This window comes from Neobacillus ginsengisoli (assembly GCF_030813055.1).
This window is the reverse complement of sequence record NZ_JAUSTW010000002.1, coordinates 553,987-572,230: the sequence shown is the minus strand read 5'-3', so window position 1 is coordinate 572,230 and position 18,244 is coordinate 553,987. Positions and strand designations below refer to the sequence as shown.

The following is an 18,244-nucleotide window of genomic DNA, read 5'->3' as shown; positions in this document are numbered from 1 at the left end:
TACGAGAAAGTGAATTTTCTCGGAAAGTTCTCCTAATCCTACGTATTACACCCTTATAAGTCTCTCTGGACTTCATTTAAAAGGTTTCATTAATTTATTATGCAGTTTTCCTTTTTTCAGGAGATTCTGCCACTTCAAACATATTTTCATCAGCTGATTGTCTGCCAGGGAGGATAAGGTTTAACAATACTCCACAAATGGCTGCCAATGCCATACCTTGGATTTGAAATTGCTGAGAAACTTTAATATACGCACCGCCAATCCCAATAACGAGTATTACTGATGATATAATAAGGTTTCTTTTATCTCCAAAATCAACTTTACTATCGACAAGCATTCTTAGTCCTGAAGAAGCAATAATTCCGAAGAGAAGGATTGATACGCCACCCATAACAGGGGTTGGAATCGTTTGGATTAATGCTGTCACTTTACCAATAAACCCAAATATGATAGCGAATACCGCTGCACCGGCAATCACATACACACTATAAACTCGTGTAATAGCAAGTACACCGATATTTTCACCATAAGTTGTTTTTGGAGGACCTCCAAGCAATGCAGAAATAATTGTTGCCGTACCGTCCCCTAGAATCGACCGTTGTAATCCAGGTTCTTTAATATAGTCACGTCCAACTACTTTACTAAGAACAAGCTGGTGTCCAATATGCTCTGATATTGTTACAACTGCAACTGGTGCCATTAAAAGTATAATATCCCATGAGAATTTCACTTTATAGCTTACGAAAGGAATTATAAATGCCGGCATTTCAAACCAATGTGCTTTCAATACAGGACTAAAATCAACTATCCCAACAATTAGTGCGTATATATACCCTACAACAATCCCCGCCAAAATCGGGATAATGCTTAACATTCCTTTTAAATAAATTGAAAAGATGATGGTTGCAGCTAGTGTTACAAGTGCTACTGAAAAATGAAGCAAGCTATATTTTCCAGCTGGATTATTCATTGCCATGCCAACAGCCGTTCCCGAAAGTGCTAAACCAATTACGATAATGACCGGACCTACTACTACAGGTGGTAGTAAATTCATAATCCAACGATGTCCTGCCTTTTTAATCACTAGGGCGACAATTCCGTAAACCAAACCTGCGATGAAGGTCCCAACCATAGCTGCTCCAGGTCCACCGGCAGCCTTAGCAGCTATAACCGGAGCAATGTAGGCAAATGAAGAACCGAGATATGCCGGCACTTGCATTTTGGTAATAAGTAAAAATGCCAATGTGCCAAGTCCACTTGAGATAAGGGCAATTGCCGGGCTCAATCCAACTAGATATGGTACCAATATGGTCGCTCCAAACATTGCGAATAAATGCTGTAAGCTTAAGGTAAACCATTGCCCAGGCTTTGGAATATCTTTTACATCTAAGATTGGTTTGTTATTCATTTTTCTCCTCCTGTATTAAAAACATGTGCATTATTCTTATGATGGTTATTAATTTCATAAAAAAAACCCCTTTGTCCAAGCTGGCACAAAGAGGGTAGAAATTCCGAAAACATACATATTCCCCGGAGATTCCCCCTTTGTCAGCCTCTCAGGACTGCTTTTAAAAGGGCAGCTATTTATTTATCAAAAATACTTACTTGATCAAACTCATCTACTTCTGCTAATTCCACAACAATTTTTTCAAGACTTGATGTTGGAATGTTTTTTCCTACATAGTCTGCTCGAATTGGCAGCTCACGATGGCCTCGGTCCACTAATACTGCAAGCTGTATTGCTGCAGGGCGTCCAACGTCCATTATGGCATCTAACCCTGCCCGAACGGTTCTGCCTGTGTATAAAACATCATCCACGAGGATAACATTTTTATCGGTAATATCAACCGGGATATCAGAACCTTTCACTAACGGTTCTTGATTTTCTGTTTTTTTTGTTAAATCATCCCGATAAAGAGTAATGTCAAGTTCTCCCACCGGAATCGGATTTCCTTCGATTTCTTCGATTTTCACGGCTAGTCGTCGGGCGATGAATATTCCTCTAGTTCGAATTCCAACAAGGACACATTCCTCAATCCCTTTATTCTTCTCGATAATTTGATGAGCAATCCTTGTTAATGCTCTTTGAATGGCTTGTTCGTCAAGAACCAGTGCTTTTTGGTTCATCCATACACCTCTTTTACATTAAAAAACCTCTCACCGGGGATGAGAGGTAGACAAGTTATTTTGCAGATTTAGGCATAGATAGCCTGTCATCTTTAACCGTTTCCTTCTCAGCCTCACGGGACTGATTTAAAGGCTTATTCAACTATAGTTATCTTACTTTACTTATCCAAACCTGTCAACGATTATTTCGCAAAAAAACAAGCAGACGTTCGAATTCTTCAGGAAGCGGTGCTTCAAATTCTAAGTACTCCTTTGTCCTTGGATGGGTAAAACCCAGCACACCGGCATGCAATGCCTGTCCATCAATATCAAGTGTTTTTTTCGGCCCGTACTTAGGATCTCCAGCAAGAGGATAGCCAATATATTTCATATGAACACGAATTTGGTGGGTTCTTCCTGTCTCTAATTGACACTCTACCAATGTAAAATCTTTAAAGCGATCAAGAACATGGAAATGGGTTACAGCATGTTTTCCATTATCAACTACTGCCATACTTTGCCGTTCCTTTGAATCCCTTCCAAGCGGAGCATCAATCGTTCCAAAATCATGAGGAATAACTCCATGGACAATGGCTTTATACTTTCGCGTGACTGTTTTATGAACCAATTGATTGACAAGGCTTTCATGTGCCAGATCGTTTTTTGCAACCATCAAAAGTCCTGAGGTGTCTTTATCAATTCGATGAACAATCCCGGGTCTTAAAACACCATTGATTCCTGATAAGTCCTTACAATGTGCCATTAACCCATTTACAAGCGTTCCTCCCATATGTCCGGGAGCAGGATGAACGACCATACCTCTTGGTTTATTGACAACCAAAACATCTTTATCTTCGAAATATATATCCAATTCCATTTCTTCAGGAATTACATCCAGTTCTTCCGGGTCCGGGATTGTGATTTCGATTTGATCACTTAAGCTGCACTTATAATTCGTTTTTACATTCTGACCATTTACTAGAACATTTCCGTCCTTAATCCATTGCTGAACTTGTGTTCTTGACCATTCCTCGTCTAAAGAAGAGATCACTTTATCGATGCGATCACCTTTTTGCTCTTCAAGAATGGTGTGTTCCATTTTCTTCATAAGACTTCTCCTTTGGTTCTCTCTCATCACGAAGCATTTGAATCATTAGTAAGATTACTCCAATAACTAAAGCTGAGTCAGCAATATTAAATACCGGAAAATTATAGCCAAAAATATACGTATGAATAAAGTCAACTACTTCTTTACGAATGACACGATCTAAAAAATTACCGATGGCACCGCCAAGCATTAATGATAGGGACACTCCTAAAAGCCATTTTCCTTTGGCTGCTTTTTGAAGGTAATAAATAATTGCAACAATGACAATTAATGTGATTGCATAAAAAAGCCACATCTGTCCTTGTAATATCCCCCAAGCAGCTCCCCGGTTTCGGTGAGAGGTAATATACAAAATATTATTTATTATGGTGATGCTATCACCAAATTGCATTTTGCTCACAATGAGCCATTTCGTAAACTGATCTAACAAAATAACAAAAAGGGCAATTAAATAAAACACTAAGGAATACCTCCATAATAAACAAGACTTCCTTAGCATTTTAGCACACAATTTATTGATACGACAATGTGACCTTTTAAAAAGGGGATTAGATTTGCTTCCGGTAAAATAATTCTAATTTTTCTGAATCTTTTTTTGACTTTAAGGTCGGGATCACTTTTAATAATTCTTCCGGTAAAAACTCACCGGAAATTTCACACTGTCCATAATTTCCTTTTTTTATTTTATTTATAGCTAAACAAATGTCTTCAAGTTCTTCTTCTAACAGGGGTGTAATCCAATCCCTTTTCTGCTTGCCTTTCAATGAATTTTCAATTTCAATCTGTGATTGACGGAGTTCCAAAAACAGCTTTTCCTGCATGGCATTCATAGTGTTATTACCTCCGTTTGTCATTTTCTATATTATTTCCTGCTTTAGAAACTCGACACGGGAAACAATTTGACATCAACAACAACAATTAACGGAGGTGGTAAAATTTAAAAAAGGCTGACTCTAAGACAAGAGCCAACCTCATTATTCTTTAAGACATGTGTGAATAGTTTTCTTTTACAACATCGGCACAGCGCAGACACAGCGTTTTATGCGTAGAATCTTTACCTACGTCAGGTGTAACGACCCAGCAACGTTCACATGTTTCACCTTCTGCTTTAGTAACAAGAATGGCGGCTGTTTCTAATTTAAGTGCATTTTCGGGTGCATCCTCATATAAGCCTGCCACTTCAAAACCTGAAATAATAAACAGCTGTTTTACATTTTCTTGAATCGATTCTAGAAGTGATTTTGTTTTTTCATTTACAAATAAGGTAACTTTTGCAGTCAAGGATTTTCCAATGACCTTTTCATTTCTTGCTTCTTCAAGAGCTTTTAGAACATCATCACGAAGCTTCATAAATGCGGTCCATTTTTCCTCTAATGCTTCTGCTTTTGCAAGCTCTTTATATTCCGGTAAATCTGCCAATTGAACGCTATCTTCATTAACAGACGGAATGAACTTCCATACCTCATCAGCAGTATGCGAAAGAATTGGAGAAACAAGTTTTGTTAACGTAAGCAGTGACTCATATAAAACAGTCTGAATCGCACGGCGCTCATGATTGTCTTTTGCCTCAATGTAAAGAACATCCTTTGCAAAGTCCAAATAAAAAGCACTAAGATCAAGCGTACAGAAATTATTAACTGCGTGATAAATGCCTGCAAATTCATAGTTTTCGTAAGCGTTACGTACATTTTTGACAAGCTTATTTAGTTTAACCAACATAAATTGATCAACTTCACGAAGATTTTCGTAGGCAATCATATCTTCAGCAGGATTAAAATCCGCTAAGTTTCCTAATAAGAATCTGAAGGTGTTTCGGATTTTCCGATAAACTTCCGCAACTTGTTTCAGAATTGCATCGGAAACACGAACATCCGCCTGATAATCAACAGAAGCAACCCATAGGCGTAAAATATCTGCACCAAGCTGATTCATAACTTTCGCCGGCACAACTACGTTTCCTATTGATTTACTCATCTTTCTACCTTCACCATCAAGTGCAAAGCCGTGGCTTAAAACTCCTTTATATGGGGCTTTTCCTGTAACCGCCACTGCAGTTGATAAAGAAGAGTTAAACCAACCGCGATATTGGTCGGAACCTTCCAGATAAAGATCGGCTGGACGAACTAAGTCATCCCTTTCAAGGAGAACCGCTTGATGGGAAGAACCTGAATCAAACCATACATCCATAATATCTGTTTCTTTTGTAAAGGTCCCATTTGGACTTCCAGAATGTGTGAAGCCTTCTGGAAGCAGATCTTTTGCTTCACGTTCAAACCATACATTTGAACCGTATTCACGGAATAATCCGGAAACATGTTCTATCGTTTCGTCGGTAATAATTTCCTGGCCATCTTCAGCATAAAAAACAGGAATTGGTACTCCCCAAACCCGTTGACGGGAAATACACCAGTCACCACGGTCACGGACCATATTAAACAAACGAGTTTCGCCCCATGCCGGTACCCATTTCGTTTCCTTCACCGCTTCGAGCAGCTCATCTCGGAAGTCTTTAATCGATGCAAACCATTGTGCTGTCGCACGGTAGATAACAGGCTTCTTCGTCCTCCAATCGTGTGGATAGGAATGGGTAAAAAACGAAAGCTTTAAAAGCGCTCCCGCTTCTTCCAAGCTCTCGGCAATTGGTTTGTTTGCCGCATCATAAAATAATCCTTCAAATCCGGGTGCTTCACTCGTCATAACACCTTTATCATCTACTGGGCAAAGTACGTCAAGGCCGTATTTTTGACCGACATAGAAGTCATCTTCCCCATGACCCGGTGCGGTATGAACACATCCGGTTCCGGCATCGGTTGTAACGTGTTCACCTAACATCACTAAAGAATCACGATCATATAACGGATGTGCGGCAATAATATTTTCTAATTCCTGTCCTTTAACCTTTTTAATTACCGTAGTGTCTTCCCAGCCTATTTCTTTCGTGACTGCTTCTAAAAGAGCTTCAGCAACAACATACTTGTTTCCGTTAGCCGTAACCACTACATAGGTTAGATCAGGGTGGACAGAAATTCCAAGGTTTGCAGGAATTGTCCAAGGCGTCGTTGTCCAGATAACAATCTGTGTATCGGTATCAAGAACACCCTTACCATTTTTAACCTTAAAGCCCACATAAATCGATGGTGACTTTTTATCCTGATATTCAATTTCAGCTTCTGCAAGAGCAGACTCGCTTGATGGGGACCAATAGACCGGCTTAAGGCCTTTGTAAATATAACCTTTTTTCGCCATTTCCCCAAATACCTTAATTTGTTGTGCTTCATATTCAGGTTTAAGTGTAATATAAGGGTTCTCCCAATCACCGCGAACGCCTAAACGTTTAAATTGAGTGCGTTGATTATCAATTTGCTCAAGGGCATATTTGGTACATAGCTGGCGGAATTCTGCAACCGTCATTTCTTTACGTTTAACGCCCTTATTGGTTAATGCTTGCTCAATCGGTAAACCATGTGTATCCCAACCGGGTACATAGGGAGCCTGAAAGCCGCTCATTGATTTATAGCGGACAATAAAGTCTTTCAAAATTTTATTGAGGGCGTGACCCATATGGATATCTCCGTTTGCATAGGGAGGACCATCATGTAAAACAAATATAGGCCGGCCTTTAGTCCGATCTTGTACTTTTTGATAAATATTCATTTCTTCCCACTCTGCTTGAATATCAGGTTCTCTTTGAGGAAGATTACCTCGCATTGGAAATTCAGTTTTCGGCATTAATAACGTATCTTTATACTCCATTAGTTGTTCCTCCATTTTTTCGTTCTATAGAACAGAATGACCATTTTTTCCATAAAAAAAACCCTCTCATCCCAAATAGGGACGAGAAGGTTTTTTCCCGCGGTACCACCCTGATAGATCGTACGGATATTAAAATTCGTACCATCCTCTTAAGCATTCGTAACGTGAATCAACGCCACAGCCTACTACCTTTAAGAGGTTCGACCTGGAACTCGAGGGTGATCTTCCAATTTTTTAACTTTATCGGGCTTACACCATCCCCGACTCGCTGTCTGAAAGCTTTTGAAAAATTGTACTGTCCCTGTCAATGTCATTTTCCATCTATTTTACTTTGTTAAAAAATTATATGCGAAACAACAGTAATTCGTCAAGCTAAGGAATCTTCTTCTTGATGAACTTTTAGCTCTGTTGCATCAATTTCATATTCTAATAAATGGTCCCAATCATCGGTATTAAGCATATCAAGCTGGGCTTCAATTAGCATTTTAAAACGAGTTCGAAATACTTTCGATTGCTTTTTTAAATCCTCAATTTCAAGAGCAATCTTTCTAGCTTTTGAAAGGGATTCATTGACAATGCGATCTGCATTTTTCTCCGCTTCTTTTATAATTAACTTCGCTTCTTTTTGCGCATTCCGTTTAACCTCTTCACCGGCCTCTTGCGCGATGATAATCGATTTGTTAAGTGTTTCTTCAATATTTACAAAATGACCTAAACGGTCTTTCATATCTGACAAGCGCTCTTCCATTTCTTTTTTCTCACGGAGAACTAATTCATAATCCTTGATGACTTGGTCAAGGAATTCGTTAACTTCATCTTCGTCGTAGCCACGAAAACCTTTATTAAATTCTTTATTGTGTATATCTAACGGCGTTAACGGCATCATGCCACCTCCATATCAATGTCAGCTTCCCTATGTATAAAACATATATTCGACAAGTTTTTTGAAAATCCTGCATTAAATTTAATTATTTTTGCTTACCTACATTTATTCGCCATTTTTCCTTTTTTGTTTTTCCATCAATTGACATGATTTTTGCTCTCCCATGTCCACGAACAGAGATTAAATCACCTTCAGCACATTCAAATGACGAGTTCTCTATCAATGTCCAATTTACTTTTACAATGCCCTGTTGGATAAACATTTGCGATTTTTGCCTAGATAGATGATGAATCCCTGAAATAACTGTATCCAGTCTTAAGGATGACACTGTGAGCTCATTTTCTCCCCATAGTTCTTGAGAAGAAATTGCATTCCCTAATTCAATCGCTTTTAATTTAATGCTTGCCCTTCCAATTGATTGCAAATTGTTTTGGATATAATCCTTTACCTCATTTGCAACAAAAAATTGAATTCTATCTTCTTTAAAAAGGATGTCACCAAATTTCCCTCTCTTTAATCCTAAGGACATTAAAGAACCTAAAACCTGAGGATGTTCAATGGTTACAAACTTAGATGGATAGTCAATCTCAAAAAGAGTGATTTGAAAGTCATCTTGAGTAACTGATAAATAATCAGGTAATAATAATGCTCTACTTCTTTCAACTTCCGGATAACCCCCAAAAAGCTGATATTTCACGTCCCCCTGATCACCGATTAACATTTTAAGAATATGCTGTTCCCGTGGGTCAAGAAAATCAGTTAATTTTGGGGCATATTTAGTTTCGACATAGCTCTTCCATTGTAAGACCTGATCAATAAACTCCCGTTCTTCCGGTCGGAAATGCTGGTAAATATTCATAGTTAACTCCTTACCCCATTACAATCCAATTGGTCTAACCAAAGAAACCTTCAACGGCTCTTAAACCGTTTGGGACAAAATTCAGTACCAGAAAAGCAGCTAACGGTGATAGATCCATCATACCGATTGGCGGAATAATACGTCTAAAAGGTTCAAGAAATGGCTCGCAAATTCTTGAAAGGAACGACCCAATTTGTGAGTTATTCATATTTGGAAACCAAGACATCAAAATATAGATAATCAATATCACTTTATAAATACCAATTAGATCGATTAAAAGATTAAATACTACATGCATTTACTTTTACCACCTCGAATCCTGATAATCGTGTTCCTGAATCAACTCAGAAATATTACCGGAGATTTCAACATTATCCGGAGTACATAAAAAAATACTTGAACCGATTTTTTGGATGTCACCGCCAATTGTATAAACCGCTCCGCTTAAAAAATCAACAATTTGCCTGCCTTGTTCTTTGTCTATTCGCTGAAGATTTACGACAACGGCCCGACGATTTTTTAAATGGTCGGCAATATCAGTGGACTCGGAATAGATACGCGGTTCCACTAAAATTACTTTCGAAGATTTTTGTACACTTTGCAAACTGACAACATTTTGCGTTTTAATAGGTTGTTGCTGCTGGTTTTTAAGCGGTTGCTGTTTCAAGGGTCTTACCGGTTCTACAACTTGTTGCCTTAACGGCATTATCGGTTCTACAACTTCTTCCTGAAAGTCATCATTGTTATCATTATGTTCATCATCTAAAAAGAAAAATGTTTTAAGTTTTGATTTAATAGTCATTTTTTACCCTCCCTAACCATCTTCGCCTACAAGTGCTGTACCGATTCTTACCATTGTTGCACCTTCTTCAATGGCAATTGAAAAATCATTGGACATTCCCATGGAAAGTTCCGAACAAGGGGCAAAGACCAAGTTTAGTGCTTGAACTTGATCGCGAAGTTTCCTTAATTGACGAAAGCAGCTTCGTAAAATTTCTTCATCATTTGTGAATGGAGCCATCGTCATTAGCCCTTCTACACTTATATTTTCAAATGAACCCAGCTGTTTAATAAACCCAATCGCTTCTTCGGCAGTTAAGCCGTGCTTTGATTCTTCCTGTGAGACATTTACCTGTACGAGGCATTTTACTTTTTTACCCAAGCTTCGTTTATTAATTTCATCTGCAAGTGATAAACGATCCAATGAATGAATATATTCCACTTTATCGATAATATTTTTTACTTTCCTGGTTTGAAGTGTTCCGATAAAGTGCCATTTAGGCTTGTCCCCTAAAACCTTCCATTTTTCCAGAAGGCCCTCATCACGGTTTTCACCAAGATTATCAATGCCGGCTTCAAGAGCCTCACTTGCTCTTTCAGTACTAACGTATTTGGTTACAGCAATTACTTTCACTTTATCTGGATTTCGATTTGCCTTAAGGCTTGCCTCATTTATTTGCTTTTTAATGTCTTCAAGTTTGTCTGCTACTCTCATAAACGATTGGCGCGCTCCTTCCAGCCTATAAAACTTAACATTCTTCCTGTCTGACCTTGATCACGACGGTGAGAAAAAAACTCTTTGTGATCACAGCTTGTGCAAAAATCTGTCATGAGAATGTTTTGATCAGGGACCCCTGCTTTTAATAGTATTTGCTTGTTCAATTCTCGCAGGTCTAAAGAATATTGACCATCGCTTATTAAATTATATGGTTTTTTATCGTTATCTTCTAGTGTATTTTGTACGAAGTTAATGACATAATCATCAACAATATAACATTTCCCGCAAATCGACGGACCAATTGTAACAAAAATTTGTTGGGCATTTATCCCTTCTTTTCCCCATGCTTCAATCATATGCCTTCCAATTTTATGGACAGTCCCTTTCCAGCCTGCATGTGCTGTTCCAATCATATGTTTGTCAGGGGCAATAAAAAAAAGGGGAACACAATCAGCAAAGCAAAGAGTTAACAATATATCACTTTCACTGGTATAAAAACCATCTGTGCCTTTAAAGGAATGATCATAAGAATCTGAGCCTCTTCCGCAATCAGCTTTTGTTATCTTTTTAATGCTAACATCATGTGTTTGTTCAGCACCTACCCACCGGTTTAACGGAATTTGAAGCAGTTCAGCAAGCTTAGTCCGATTAGCACAAACATCACCAATTGCATCCCCGACATGATAACCCAGATTAAGGTTTCCAAAGCTGCCTTTACTGCAGCCACCGTTTTTCGTGGTAATCCCCGCAATCAAATTAGGGAATTGTTTTACCCAGCTCTCAATCGTGAGATATGATTGATGCTGTAAAAGGAAAGGTTCCATTCTTTTACCTCTTTCTGTGGTAAATGATTTTCTATAGTTTACCATGAATCTGCAAAATGGTCACCGCGGAAGAAGCAAGATTTTAGCTTTCTGCTTCTTCCAATCCTTTTTCTTCGGTTCCTTTATATCTTACCAAAATAACATCATGGCCAATCTTAATGATATTTTTCCATGGAATCACTACGTCTTCATCCCTTCCAAAAAAACCAAGAACTCTTCCGCTACCCGATATCACAACCGCTTCAATTTTGCCGGTAATTAAATTAATTTCAATGTCGCCAATATTCCCAAGCCTTTTACCGTCTGCAACATTGACAACATCTTTTATTTGAAAATCAGAAATTTTAACCATCATCTCTCACTCCCATTTTCTCTATTATAGAAAATATATGATTCAGAAGAGGATATTATCTTAAAAGAAAAAAATAAAGCTGCCCCAAACGGGCAGCTTAACTTTGAATATTCTTATTCATTTGCCTAATTGCAGCTTTTTCCAAACGTGATACTTGTGCTTGGGAAATTCCAATCTCATCTGCTACTTCCATTTGCGTTTTTCCTTGGAAGAATCGCTTTCGTAATATCAATTTTTCACGTTCGTTTAATCTCCGCATTCCTTCTTTTAAGGCAATCTCCTCTATCCAGTGAATATCTTTATTTTTTTCATCGCTTAGTTGATCCATCACATAAATCGGGTCGCCCCCATCGTTATAAATCGGTTCAAAAAGTGAAACCGGATCCTGAATGGCATCAAGCGCAAATACGATTTCTTCATGTGGAACCTCCAACACTCTGGCAATTTCTTCAGCAGTTGGTTCACGTGAGGTTTCACTCATTAACCGTTCTCTTACCTGAAGTGCCTTATAGGCGATATCCCGTAATGATCTTGAAACGCGAATTGGATTATTATCACGTAAATACCGACGTATTTCTCCAATAATCATTGGTACGGCATAAGTGGAAAACTTAACGTTTTGACTTAAATCAAAGTTATCAATCGATTTCATAAGTCCGATACAGCCAACCTGGAATAGGTCGTCAACAAACTCGCCCCGGTTGTTAAACCGTTGAATGACACTTAAAACGAGTCGTAAATTTCCATTGACGAGTTTTTCCCGTGCTGTTATATCGCCCTCTTGCATTTGCTTGAAGAGTAATCTCATTTCTTCGTTTTTTAATACTGGAAGTTTTGATGTGTCAACACCGCAAATTTCAACTTTATTTCGAGTCAATCATTTTTCCCTCCTCATAGGAGCTGCTGTACAAAAAACAGTATCTCCTTGAGCAGGAAAAATATGCACTTAAACCTCCAGACCGAAAGGCCAGTAAATGTCGAAAAATGCCATTAATTCTCGAATTTATAAGGTTTTTTTATGAAAAAAATTCTTTTTCGAATTTAAAAAGTAAATATTTTTGAACTTCGATAACTGTCAAGCTCCACAAGAGTAAGCTTCGGAAGCGATACCTCGCACGAAGGAAAAGCGTTAGCTTTTCCGAGGAGCGCCCAGCGACTAGTGTTCTTCGCTAATCGGGCGCTTACGCTTTTCTTATTAAACCATTTTATTAAATTCTTTTCTTAATCTTTTAATAATCCTTTTCTCTAATCTTGAAATATAGGATTGTGATATGCCAAGCATGTCAGCGACATCTTTTTGTGTTTTTTCTTCGCCATTTGTCAAACCAAAACGAAGCTCCATAATTTGCTTTTCACGGTCTGTCAACTGATGCAACGCCTTTGTCAATAGCTTTCGGTCCACATTGGCTTCAAGGTCTTTAGTTATAATATCATCATCGGTTCCCAATACATCTGATAATAATAATTCATTCCCATCCCAATCGATGTTCAATGGTTCATCAAATGATACCTCTGATCTTATTTTATTGTTTCTTCGTAAATACATAAGAATTTCATTTTCAATACATCTTGAAGCGTATGTAGCAAGTTTAATTTTTTTCTCGGGGTTAAAAGTGTTTACTGCCTTAATTAAACCAATTGTCCCAATACTGATTAAATCTTCAATATTAATCCCCGTATTTTCGAATTTTCTAGCAATGTAGACAACAAGACGAAGATTTCTTTCTATCAATATTGATCTTGCTGCCTTATCACCGCTTGGAAGTTTTTTTAATAACAATTCCTCTTCATCTTTACTTAAGGGAGGCGGCAATGCTTCGCTTCCGCCAATATAATAAACTTCATCTGTTTTTAAGCCTAATTTTATTAAAAGTTTATACCAATAATAGGATAAGCGAAGTCTCCATTTTTTCACTCAAGTTCCTCCTTCTAAAAAATGTTTTTCTGAGTATAGTAATATTAACTTACTTTCACCTTTTCATCCTGTTGTTTTGGTCCTGTAAGCATTTTCGGATGTACGATGCACTGAAAAGCATCATCGGCAGAAAGCTGCTGCATTGTAAAAGAAACAAGGCCCTTTTCACATAAAATTTTTTCCCCGCTTTTTTCAATCAATATAGAATCAGGCTTGAGAGCAACAATAAGTTGATGCTCTTGTCCAACTACCTTACAAGGTACGATTCTCATTCGATTTTGCCACTCTGAAGGAAATTCTTCATTCCCCATTAATAACGGCTCCGGGTCCATCGCCATTTTTTTAATTGGGTCGCAAGTTTCATCCAACCTATTTTTGATTGACACAAACATGACAGGTAGCTTCGACAATGGATCATAAAGCTGATTTCCACTGTCAACTAATCCTTTTAAAACAAAGATTTCATCATTTATTTTTAGCGTGACTTGAACAATTTGTTCAAATTGGATTTTTGTCATTTCCATACTTTCCATATTTTTTTTCGAGAAATGCCACGCAATTGGAAACCCAATTAAAACGAAAACCCAACTGATTGGATCCCCAAATCCTCTAACACCGGACAGAAGAACTTTCGTCGTCAACTCAGAATTAAACTGAATAAAATAGTGAGCCCCAATTAAAGCTCCACCAATTAAGAAAGTTGAAACATAAAGCGTCATTAATCCTTTAATAAAATATCGCCAGCGTTTGTACCCAAATGTAGCCAATACCATCAGTATTGAACAAAAGAGCTTTGATATAGGATGGCTCGAATAAGCATATAAGGGTGTGAACGATAATAGAATGATCAATGAACCAATAAAACCTCCGGCTAGTAACCTCCATAAACGGATACTTCTTTTTAGTAAAATAGCAGTCAAGTAAAGGAGAAGGCTATCAAAAAACAGATTAAGAGCCCAAATAACATCTAAGTAAACAACCAAACAGCTTCCCCCTTTTTTGCTTCAAAGATTCGTTAGAGGTGCTTTTAGAAGAAATTCTACTATTCTGTTTAGGAAAAAGTATAACGTAGATAGTTGGCTGAAGTGTGTCACTTTCTGTAATCAAAAAAACAGAAATTTTCACTATTTCCAACGGATTTTGTCATTTTTTTGTTGTTCATATATTAGAAAAGGCATAGCCCCTATATCGGAACTATGCCTTTTCTATAATTAAATTATTAAAATTGAAAGTGAGAGTTATCTTCTTCTATTACGGTTCCTCAAGAACGTAGGAATATCTAATGCCTCTTCTTGGGGGACGTTTGTATTTCGGATAGGCTCTTGAGGAACCTCTTCACGTTTTGGCTCTCTTTTAATATTACCAATTTGCGGTTTGGATTGTCCAAATGAAGGACGTGTAACTTTTGGTTGTGCCACTTCTTCATTAAATCCGGTTGCAATAACAGTTACAATAATTTCGTCTTTGAGGCTATCATTGATAACCGATCCGAAAATCATATTTACTTCTTGGTCAGTGGCAGTTGCTACGATATCGGCTGCTTCTTGAACCTCATAAAGACTCAAGTTCGATCCACCCGTAATATTCATTAACACGCCCTGAGCACCATCAATAGATGTCTCCAGCAATGGAGAATTAATCGCCTTTTTTGCGGCTTCAGTGGCTCGGTTTTCACCCGCTGCAACCCCGATACCCATTAAGGCAGATCCTTTATTAGACATGATTGTTTTCACATCTGCGAAATCTAAGTTAATTAATCCGGGTGTTGCAATTAAATCGGAAATACCTTGAACCCCTTGGCGAAGTACATTATCCGCTTCACGAAAGGCTTCAAGCATTGGAGTACTTTTATCAACAATTTCAAGAAGACGGTCATTTGGAATAACAATAAGTGTATCAACCGCTTCTTTCATGGAACCAATTCCACCTGATGCTTGGTTCGAACGTTTTTTACCTTCAAATGTGAAGGGGCGAGTTACCACACCGACAGTCAATGCCCCTAAATCACGTGCAATCTGCGCAATAACAGGAGCAGCACCGGTACCTGTTCCCCCACCCATTCCTGCGGTAACAAATACCATATCAGCTCCGCTTAATGCTGCTTCAATTTGTTCCTTACTCTCTTCAGCGGCTTTCTTTCCAACCTCCGGATTGGCACCGGCACCAAGACCGCGTGTTAATTTAGCACCAATTTGCATTTTCACTTCAGCTTTAGAAAGATTTAATGCTTGGGCATCTGTATTCACAGCAATAAATTCTACCCCTTGCACGCCATGTTCGATCATTCGGTTTACAGCGTTATTACCTCCACCGCCTACCCCGATTACTTTTATTGTTGCAAGAGAATCTAAATTTGTATCAAATTCTAACATGACAAATCCTCCTAATTCGTCGATTTTCCTTTTCGTGTGCTTATTCGAAAAAGTAACCAAGGAATTTTTTTACTTTTGATGACATCTTATCTTCCGGATGTTTTTCCGGCTTTGTTTTTATTTGCTGTTGTTGTTGTTGTTGTTGTTGCTGTTGTTGTTTTGGCATTCTCTTTTCAATTGGCTCGGAAACCGGTGTAGGAACCCCGGTAGTTCCGCCCGGAAGTCTACTATTCTTGTAGGCATATTTTATTAAACCAACCGCTGTTGTATATTGTGCTTCTCTTACTCCGATATAATCAGGAACGGCAATACGCACTCTATTTTGCAAAATCACCTGGGCAAGCTCTAAAACTCCTTGCATATTGGCGATCCCACCTGTAAGAACGTATCCCCCGGGCAAATCACTTAGACCTAATCGTTTCATTTCATTTACAATCAATTCAAAAATTTCTTCCATTCTTGCTTCTATAATATCAGAAATTTCAAGCTGATTAAATTGTTGATGCTGATCGCTTCCTATAATTGGAACACTGAACACTACCTCTTCGGATGCATCGTCATAGAAAGCATGTCCATATTTTATTTTAATTTTTTCCGCATCCTCGGTAGAAGTGCGTAATCCGATTGAAATATCCTTCGTAATATGGACTCCTCCAACAGGAATCACACTGGTTGCCTTTAAATATCCTTGTTCGAATACGGCTAATGTTGTAGAACCACCGCCAAGATCGATTAGGGCGACACCCAGATTTTTTTCATCCTTTGATAATGCAAAAGCACCGGATGCAAGCGGCTGCAGGGTAATATCTAAAATATCCAGACCAGCCTTCTCAACACAGCGTAATGTATTATGTAGGATAGTTTTAGAACCCGTTATGATAATTCCTTCCATCTCCAGGCGAACACCAATCATCCCGCGTGGATCATTAATTTCATCTAAACCGTCTACAATAAATTGTTTAGCGATAACCCCGATAATTTCTCGTTCAGGCGGAATCGAGACGACTTGTGCCGCATCAATAACACGTGCAACATCTTCATTTGTTATCTCCCTATTCTGGCTTGATACAGCCACAACACCATGACATGGTTGAAGCATCACATGATTTCCAGTAATTCCGACAATAACTTGTCGAATTTCCATCCCGATCATTCTTTCAGCCTGCTCAATCGCCCTTTTGATAGAATGAACGGTTTCGTCTATATCTACAATCGAACCTTTTCGTAAACCTTCGGATTTAACATTGCCAACACCAATTATATTTAACGAGTCATTGACCATTTCACCAATGATAACTTTTACACTGGATGTACCGATGTCAAGACTAACATATATTTCATTGCTGTTCATTCTTTGGCACCTCCTTAGCATTCCTTTAAGTCGAACAACAATTCAATTTGTTCTTAAATAGATTTACATAGTTATATCTTATAAAATTATTCGTCAAAAACTAAATGATTCCCTTTAAAAAAATCAATTTTTTTCTAATTTTTCTTTGGTTGTTGACCATTTTGTCAATAATATTCGTCTTATGACAGCAATATTTTGAAATAATCTGACCCCAAATGCAAAAACGGCCGCTAAATATAAGTCTACACCAAGATGAACACCTAGAAAAGCTAAACTTGCTGCGAGTAAAATATTAAAAAAGAAGCCGGAAACAAATACTTTATCATCATAGATGTTTTGCATATGGGCCCGGATTCCTCCAAATAAAGTATCGAAGGCCGCTAGAACTGCTATCGATAAATAATTGGAATATTCTTCGGGAATTCTTATATCCGTTAGTAAGCCAAGAATAATACCTACAATCAAACCCATTAACGGAAGCCACATCAGGAATTGCCTCCCTCATTAGCATTAATCGGCTCCAAATAGCGGATCCGAATCGGATTATCGTAAGCAGGAATAGTTATATTGGGATTGGGCGGTGATGCGGTTAATCGCATGTTTTCAATAAAAAATTCTTCAGTTGCTTTTGAAACCTGCATTCGATTATATAATTTTTCTGCGGTTTTCATAGTATCAACCACTACCCTGACCTCGATCGGTAAACTTTTTATTGAATGACCATCAATTTTAGTCTCTGAATTAATATCCCGTATCACAGTTGTATTGATAATTCTTTGCCCATCTAAAGACACGTATTTCGCTTCATACATATTCAATTCGTTCAATAACCTTTTTAAAAGGTCAGGTGAAACACCCTTTGTAATTGGAACTCCTAATTGAATTTCCTCTTCAATCGGTTCAATTTTTAGAATAATACCGGGTCCGGTTACTTCGGTTGAACCTGCTTCTATTTTTAATTCCTCTAATGTCTTCCGTAAAGTCTCTTCTTTGCTTTGCTTTCGTTTCGATTCATATGCCGAAAGTTTTTCTTCATTCGAACGAATTTCAGTCAGTAAATTTGACTGTACTTCTTTCTCCTTGAGTAAAGCATCACGCAACTGCCAAATATCCCGTGTATCACGTTCAACAGGTTTTTTTACAGTTTGAAACTGAATGGCAATCATGAAGCCGACAACCGTTGCAACAAATGTGAAGCTTAAATTCTTTTTTTTCTTGTCCAC

20 protein-coding genes and 1 other annotated feature are annotated in these 18,244 nt (G+C 38.0%); all 20 genes read right to left on the bottom strand.

Annotated features, from left to right (window positions below; translation table 11 throughout):
- Nucleotides 1-97: 97 nt before the first annotated feature.
- Nucleotides 98-1,408: a solute carrier family 23 protein gene (locus J2S10_RS08340; RefSeq protein WP_307406402.1), complete on the bottom strand. Its 1,311-nt coding sequence runs from the start codon at nucleotides 1,406-1,408 to the stop codon at nucleotides 98-100.
- Between the two features lie 176 nt (nucleotides 1,409-1,584).
- A complete protein-coding gene (gene pyrR / locus J2S10_RS08335) occupies nucleotides 1,585-2,127 on the bottom strand; it encodes a bifunctional pyr operon transcriptional regulator/uracil phosphoribosyltransferase PyrR (RefSeq protein WP_307406400.1) in 543 nt (180 codons plus the stop codon).
- Between the two features lie 175 nt (nucleotides 2,128-2,302).
- On the bottom strand, nucleotides 2,303-3,214 hold the full coding sequence (locus J2S10_RS08330; protein WP_307406398.1) for an RluA family pseudouridine synthase: 912 nt from the start codon (nucleotides 3,212-3,214) through the stop codon (nucleotides 2,303-2,305).
- The gene (lspA, locus tag J2S10_RS08325; protein WP_307406395.1) at nucleotides 3,186-3,713 is read right to left on the bottom strand and encodes a signal peptidase II; all 528 of its coding nucleotides are present in this window, start codon (nucleotides 3,711-3,713) and stop codon (nucleotides 3,186-3,188) included. Before lspA ends, J2S10_RS08330 begins: the two co-directional genes overlap by 29 nt.
- A 49-nt stretch (nucleotides 3,714-3,762) precedes the next feature.
- Nucleotides 3,763-4,044 (bottom strand): hypothetical protein, encoded by a 282-nt coding sequence (locus tag J2S10_RS08320; RefSeq protein ID WP_307406391.1) that lies wholly within the window; start codon nucleotides 4,042-4,044, stop codon nucleotides 3,763-3,765.
- 151 nt (nucleotides 4,045-4,195) lie between these two features.
- Nucleotides 4,196-6,967 carry an isoleucine--tRNA ligase gene (ileS, locus tag J2S10_RS08315; RefSeq protein WP_307406387.1) on the bottom strand — a complete coding sequence of 924 codons (2,772 nt, stop codon included), beginning with the start codon at nucleotides 6,965-6,967 and terminating at the stop codon, nucleotides 4,196-4,198.
- A gap of 74 nt (nucleotides 6,968-7,041) precedes the next feature.
- Nucleotides 7,042-7,284, bottom strand: a binding site (T-box leader).
- Nucleotides 7,285-7,334: 50 nt separating this feature from the next.
- On the bottom strand, nucleotides 7,335-7,850 hold the full coding sequence (locus tag J2S10_RS08310; RefSeq protein WP_307406783.1) for a DivIVA domain-containing protein: 516 nt from the start codon (nucleotides 7,848-7,850) through the stop codon (nucleotides 7,335-7,337).
- A gap of 85 nt (nucleotides 7,851-7,935) precedes the next feature.
- Complete coding sequence (locus J2S10_RS08305) at nucleotides 7,936-8,709, bottom strand: YlmH family RNA-binding protein (RefSeq protein ID WP_307406383.1); 774 nt, start codon at nucleotides 8,707-8,709, stop codon at nucleotides 7,936-7,938.
- Between the two features lie 34 nt (nucleotides 8,710-8,743).
- Nucleotides 8,744-9,007 carry a YggT family protein gene (locus J2S10_RS08300; protein WP_307406380.1) on the bottom strand — a complete coding sequence of 88 codons (264 nt, stop codon included), beginning with the start codon at nucleotides 9,005-9,007 and terminating at the stop codon, nucleotides 8,744-8,746.
- A gap of 6 nt (nucleotides 9,008-9,013) precedes the next feature.
- Nucleotides 9,014-9,511, bottom strand: coding sequence for a cell division protein SepF (locus J2S10_RS08295; protein WP_307406378.1), 498 nt, complete (start codon nucleotides 9,509-9,511; stop codon nucleotides 9,014-9,016).
- 12 nt (nucleotides 9,512-9,523) lie between these two features.
- Nucleotides 9,524-10,204: a YggS family pyridoxal phosphate-dependent enzyme gene (locus J2S10_RS08290; protein ID WP_307406376.1), complete on the bottom strand. Its 681-nt coding sequence runs from the start codon at nucleotides 10,202-10,204 to the stop codon at nucleotides 9,524-9,526.
- Nucleotides 10,201-11,031 carry a peptidoglycan editing factor PgeF gene (gene pgeF, locus J2S10_RS08285; RefSeq protein ID WP_307406371.1) on the bottom strand — a complete coding sequence of 277 codons (831 nt, stop codon included), beginning with the start codon at nucleotides 11,029-11,031 and terminating at the stop codon, nucleotides 10,201-10,203. The genes J2S10_RS08290 and pgeF overlap by 4 nt, the downstream gene beginning before the upstream one ends.
- An 82-nt stretch (nucleotides 11,032-11,113) precedes the next feature.
- Nucleotides 11,114-11,383, bottom strand: a complete 270-nt coding sequence (locus J2S10_RS08280) for a YlmC/YmxH family sporulation protein (protein ID WP_307406369.1) — start codon at nucleotides 11,381-11,383, stop codon at nucleotides 11,114-11,116.
- 97 nt (nucleotides 11,384-11,480) lie between these two features.
- The gene (sigG, locus tag J2S10_RS08275) at nucleotides 11,481-12,260 is read right to left on the bottom strand and encodes an RNA polymerase sporulation sigma factor SigG (protein WP_307406367.1); all 780 of its coding nucleotides are present in this window, start codon (nucleotides 12,258-12,260) and stop codon (nucleotides 11,481-11,483) included.
- 318 nt (nucleotides 12,261-12,578) lie between these two features.
- A complete protein-coding gene (gene sigE / locus J2S10_RS08270) occupies nucleotides 12,579-13,298 on the bottom strand; it encodes an RNA polymerase sporulation sigma factor SigE (RefSeq protein WP_307406365.1) in 720 nt (239 codons plus the stop codon).
- A gap of 44 nt (nucleotides 13,299-13,342) precedes the next feature.
- Entirely contained in the window at nucleotides 13,343-14,281 is a 939-nt protein-coding gene (spoIIGA, locus tag J2S10_RS08265; RefSeq protein WP_307406363.1) for a sigma-E processing peptidase SpoIIGA, read from the bottom strand.
- Nucleotides 14,282-14,536: 255 nt separating this feature from the next.
- Nucleotides 14,537-15,670 carry a cell division protein FtsZ gene (gene ftsZ, locus J2S10_RS08260; protein WP_307406360.1) on the bottom strand — a complete coding sequence of 378 codons (1,134 nt, stop codon included), beginning with the start codon at nucleotides 15,668-15,670 and terminating at the stop codon, nucleotides 14,537-14,539.
- Between the two features lie 40 nt (nucleotides 15,671-15,710).
- Nucleotides 15,711-17,021, bottom strand: coding sequence for a cell division protein FtsA (gene ftsA, locus J2S10_RS08255; RefSeq protein ID WP_307406358.1), 1,311 nt, complete (start codon nucleotides 17,019-17,021; stop codon nucleotides 15,711-15,713).
- A gap of 123 nt (nucleotides 17,022-17,144) precedes the next feature.
- Nucleotides 17,145-17,507 carry a small basic family protein gene (locus tag J2S10_RS08250; protein WP_307406356.1) on the bottom strand — a complete coding sequence of 121 codons (363 nt, stop codon included), beginning with the start codon at nucleotides 17,505-17,507 and terminating at the stop codon, nucleotides 17,145-17,147.
- A complete protein-coding gene (locus J2S10_RS08245; protein WP_307406354.1) occupies nucleotides 17,507-18,244 on the bottom strand; it encodes a DUF881 domain-containing protein in 738 nt (245 codons plus the stop codon). The genes J2S10_RS08250 and J2S10_RS08245 overlap by 1 nt, the downstream gene beginning before the upstream one ends.

Coding starts and splice junctions, on each gene's coding strand:
- J2S10_RS08295 (WP_307406378.1), bottom strand. CDS start 9,511: ATGACTATTAAATCAAAACTTAAAACATTTTTCTTTTTAGATGATGAA.
- pgeF (WP_307406371.1), bottom strand. CDS start 11,031: ATGGAACCTTTCCTTTTACAGCATCAATCATATCTCACGATTGAGAGC.
- J2S10_RS08305 (WP_307406383.1), bottom strand. CDS start 8,709: ATGAATATTTACCAGCATTTCCGACCGGAAGAACGGGAGTTTATTGAT.
- ftsA (WP_307406358.1), bottom strand. CDS start 17,021: ATGAACAGCAATGAAATATATGTTAGTCTTGACATCGGTACATCCAGT.
- J2S10_RS08250 (WP_307406356.1), bottom strand. CDS start 17,507: ATGTGGCTTCCGTTAATGGGTTTGATTGTAGGTATTATTCTTGGCTTA.
- J2S10_RS08290 (WP_307406376.1), bottom strand. CDS start 10,204: ATGAGAGTAGCAGACAAACTTGAAGACATTAAAAAGCAAATAAATGAG.
- J2S10_RS08330 (WP_307406398.1), bottom strand. CDS start 3,214: ATGAAGAAAATGGAACACACCATTCTTGAAGAGCAAAAAGGTGATCGC.
- ftsZ (WP_307406360.1), bottom strand. CDS start 15,670: ATGTTAGAATTTGATACAAATTTAGATTCTCTTGCAACAATAAAAGTA.
- J2S10_RS08340 (WP_307406402.1), bottom strand. CDS start 1,408: ATGAATAACAAACCAATCTTAGATGTAAAAGATATTCCAAAGCCTGGG.
- J2S10_RS08310 (WP_307406783.1), bottom strand. CDS start 7,850: ATGCCGTTAACGCCGTTAGATATACACAATAAAGAATTTAATAAAGGT.
- J2S10_RS08320 (WP_307406391.1), bottom strand. CDS start 4,044: ATGAATGCCATGCAGGAAAAGCTGTTTTTGGAACTCCGTCAATCACAG.
- pyrR (WP_307406400.1), bottom strand. CDS start 2,127: ATGAACCAAAAAGCACTGGTTCTTGACGAACAAGCCATTCAAAGAGCA.
- J2S10_RS08300 (WP_307406380.1), bottom strand. CDS start 9,007: ATGCATGTAGTATTTAATCTTTTAATCGATCTAATTGGTATTTATAAA.
- ileS (WP_307406387.1), bottom strand. CDS start 6,967: ATGGAGTATAAAGATACGTTATTAATGCCGAAAACTGAATTTCCAATG.
- J2S10_RS08280 (WP_307406369.1), bottom strand. CDS start 11,383: ATGGTTAAAATTTCTGATTTTCAAATAAAAGATGTTGTCAATGTTGCA.
- lspA (WP_307406395.1), bottom strand. CDS start 3,713: ATGCTAAGGAAGTCTTGTTTATTATGGAGGTATTCCTTAGTGTTTTAT.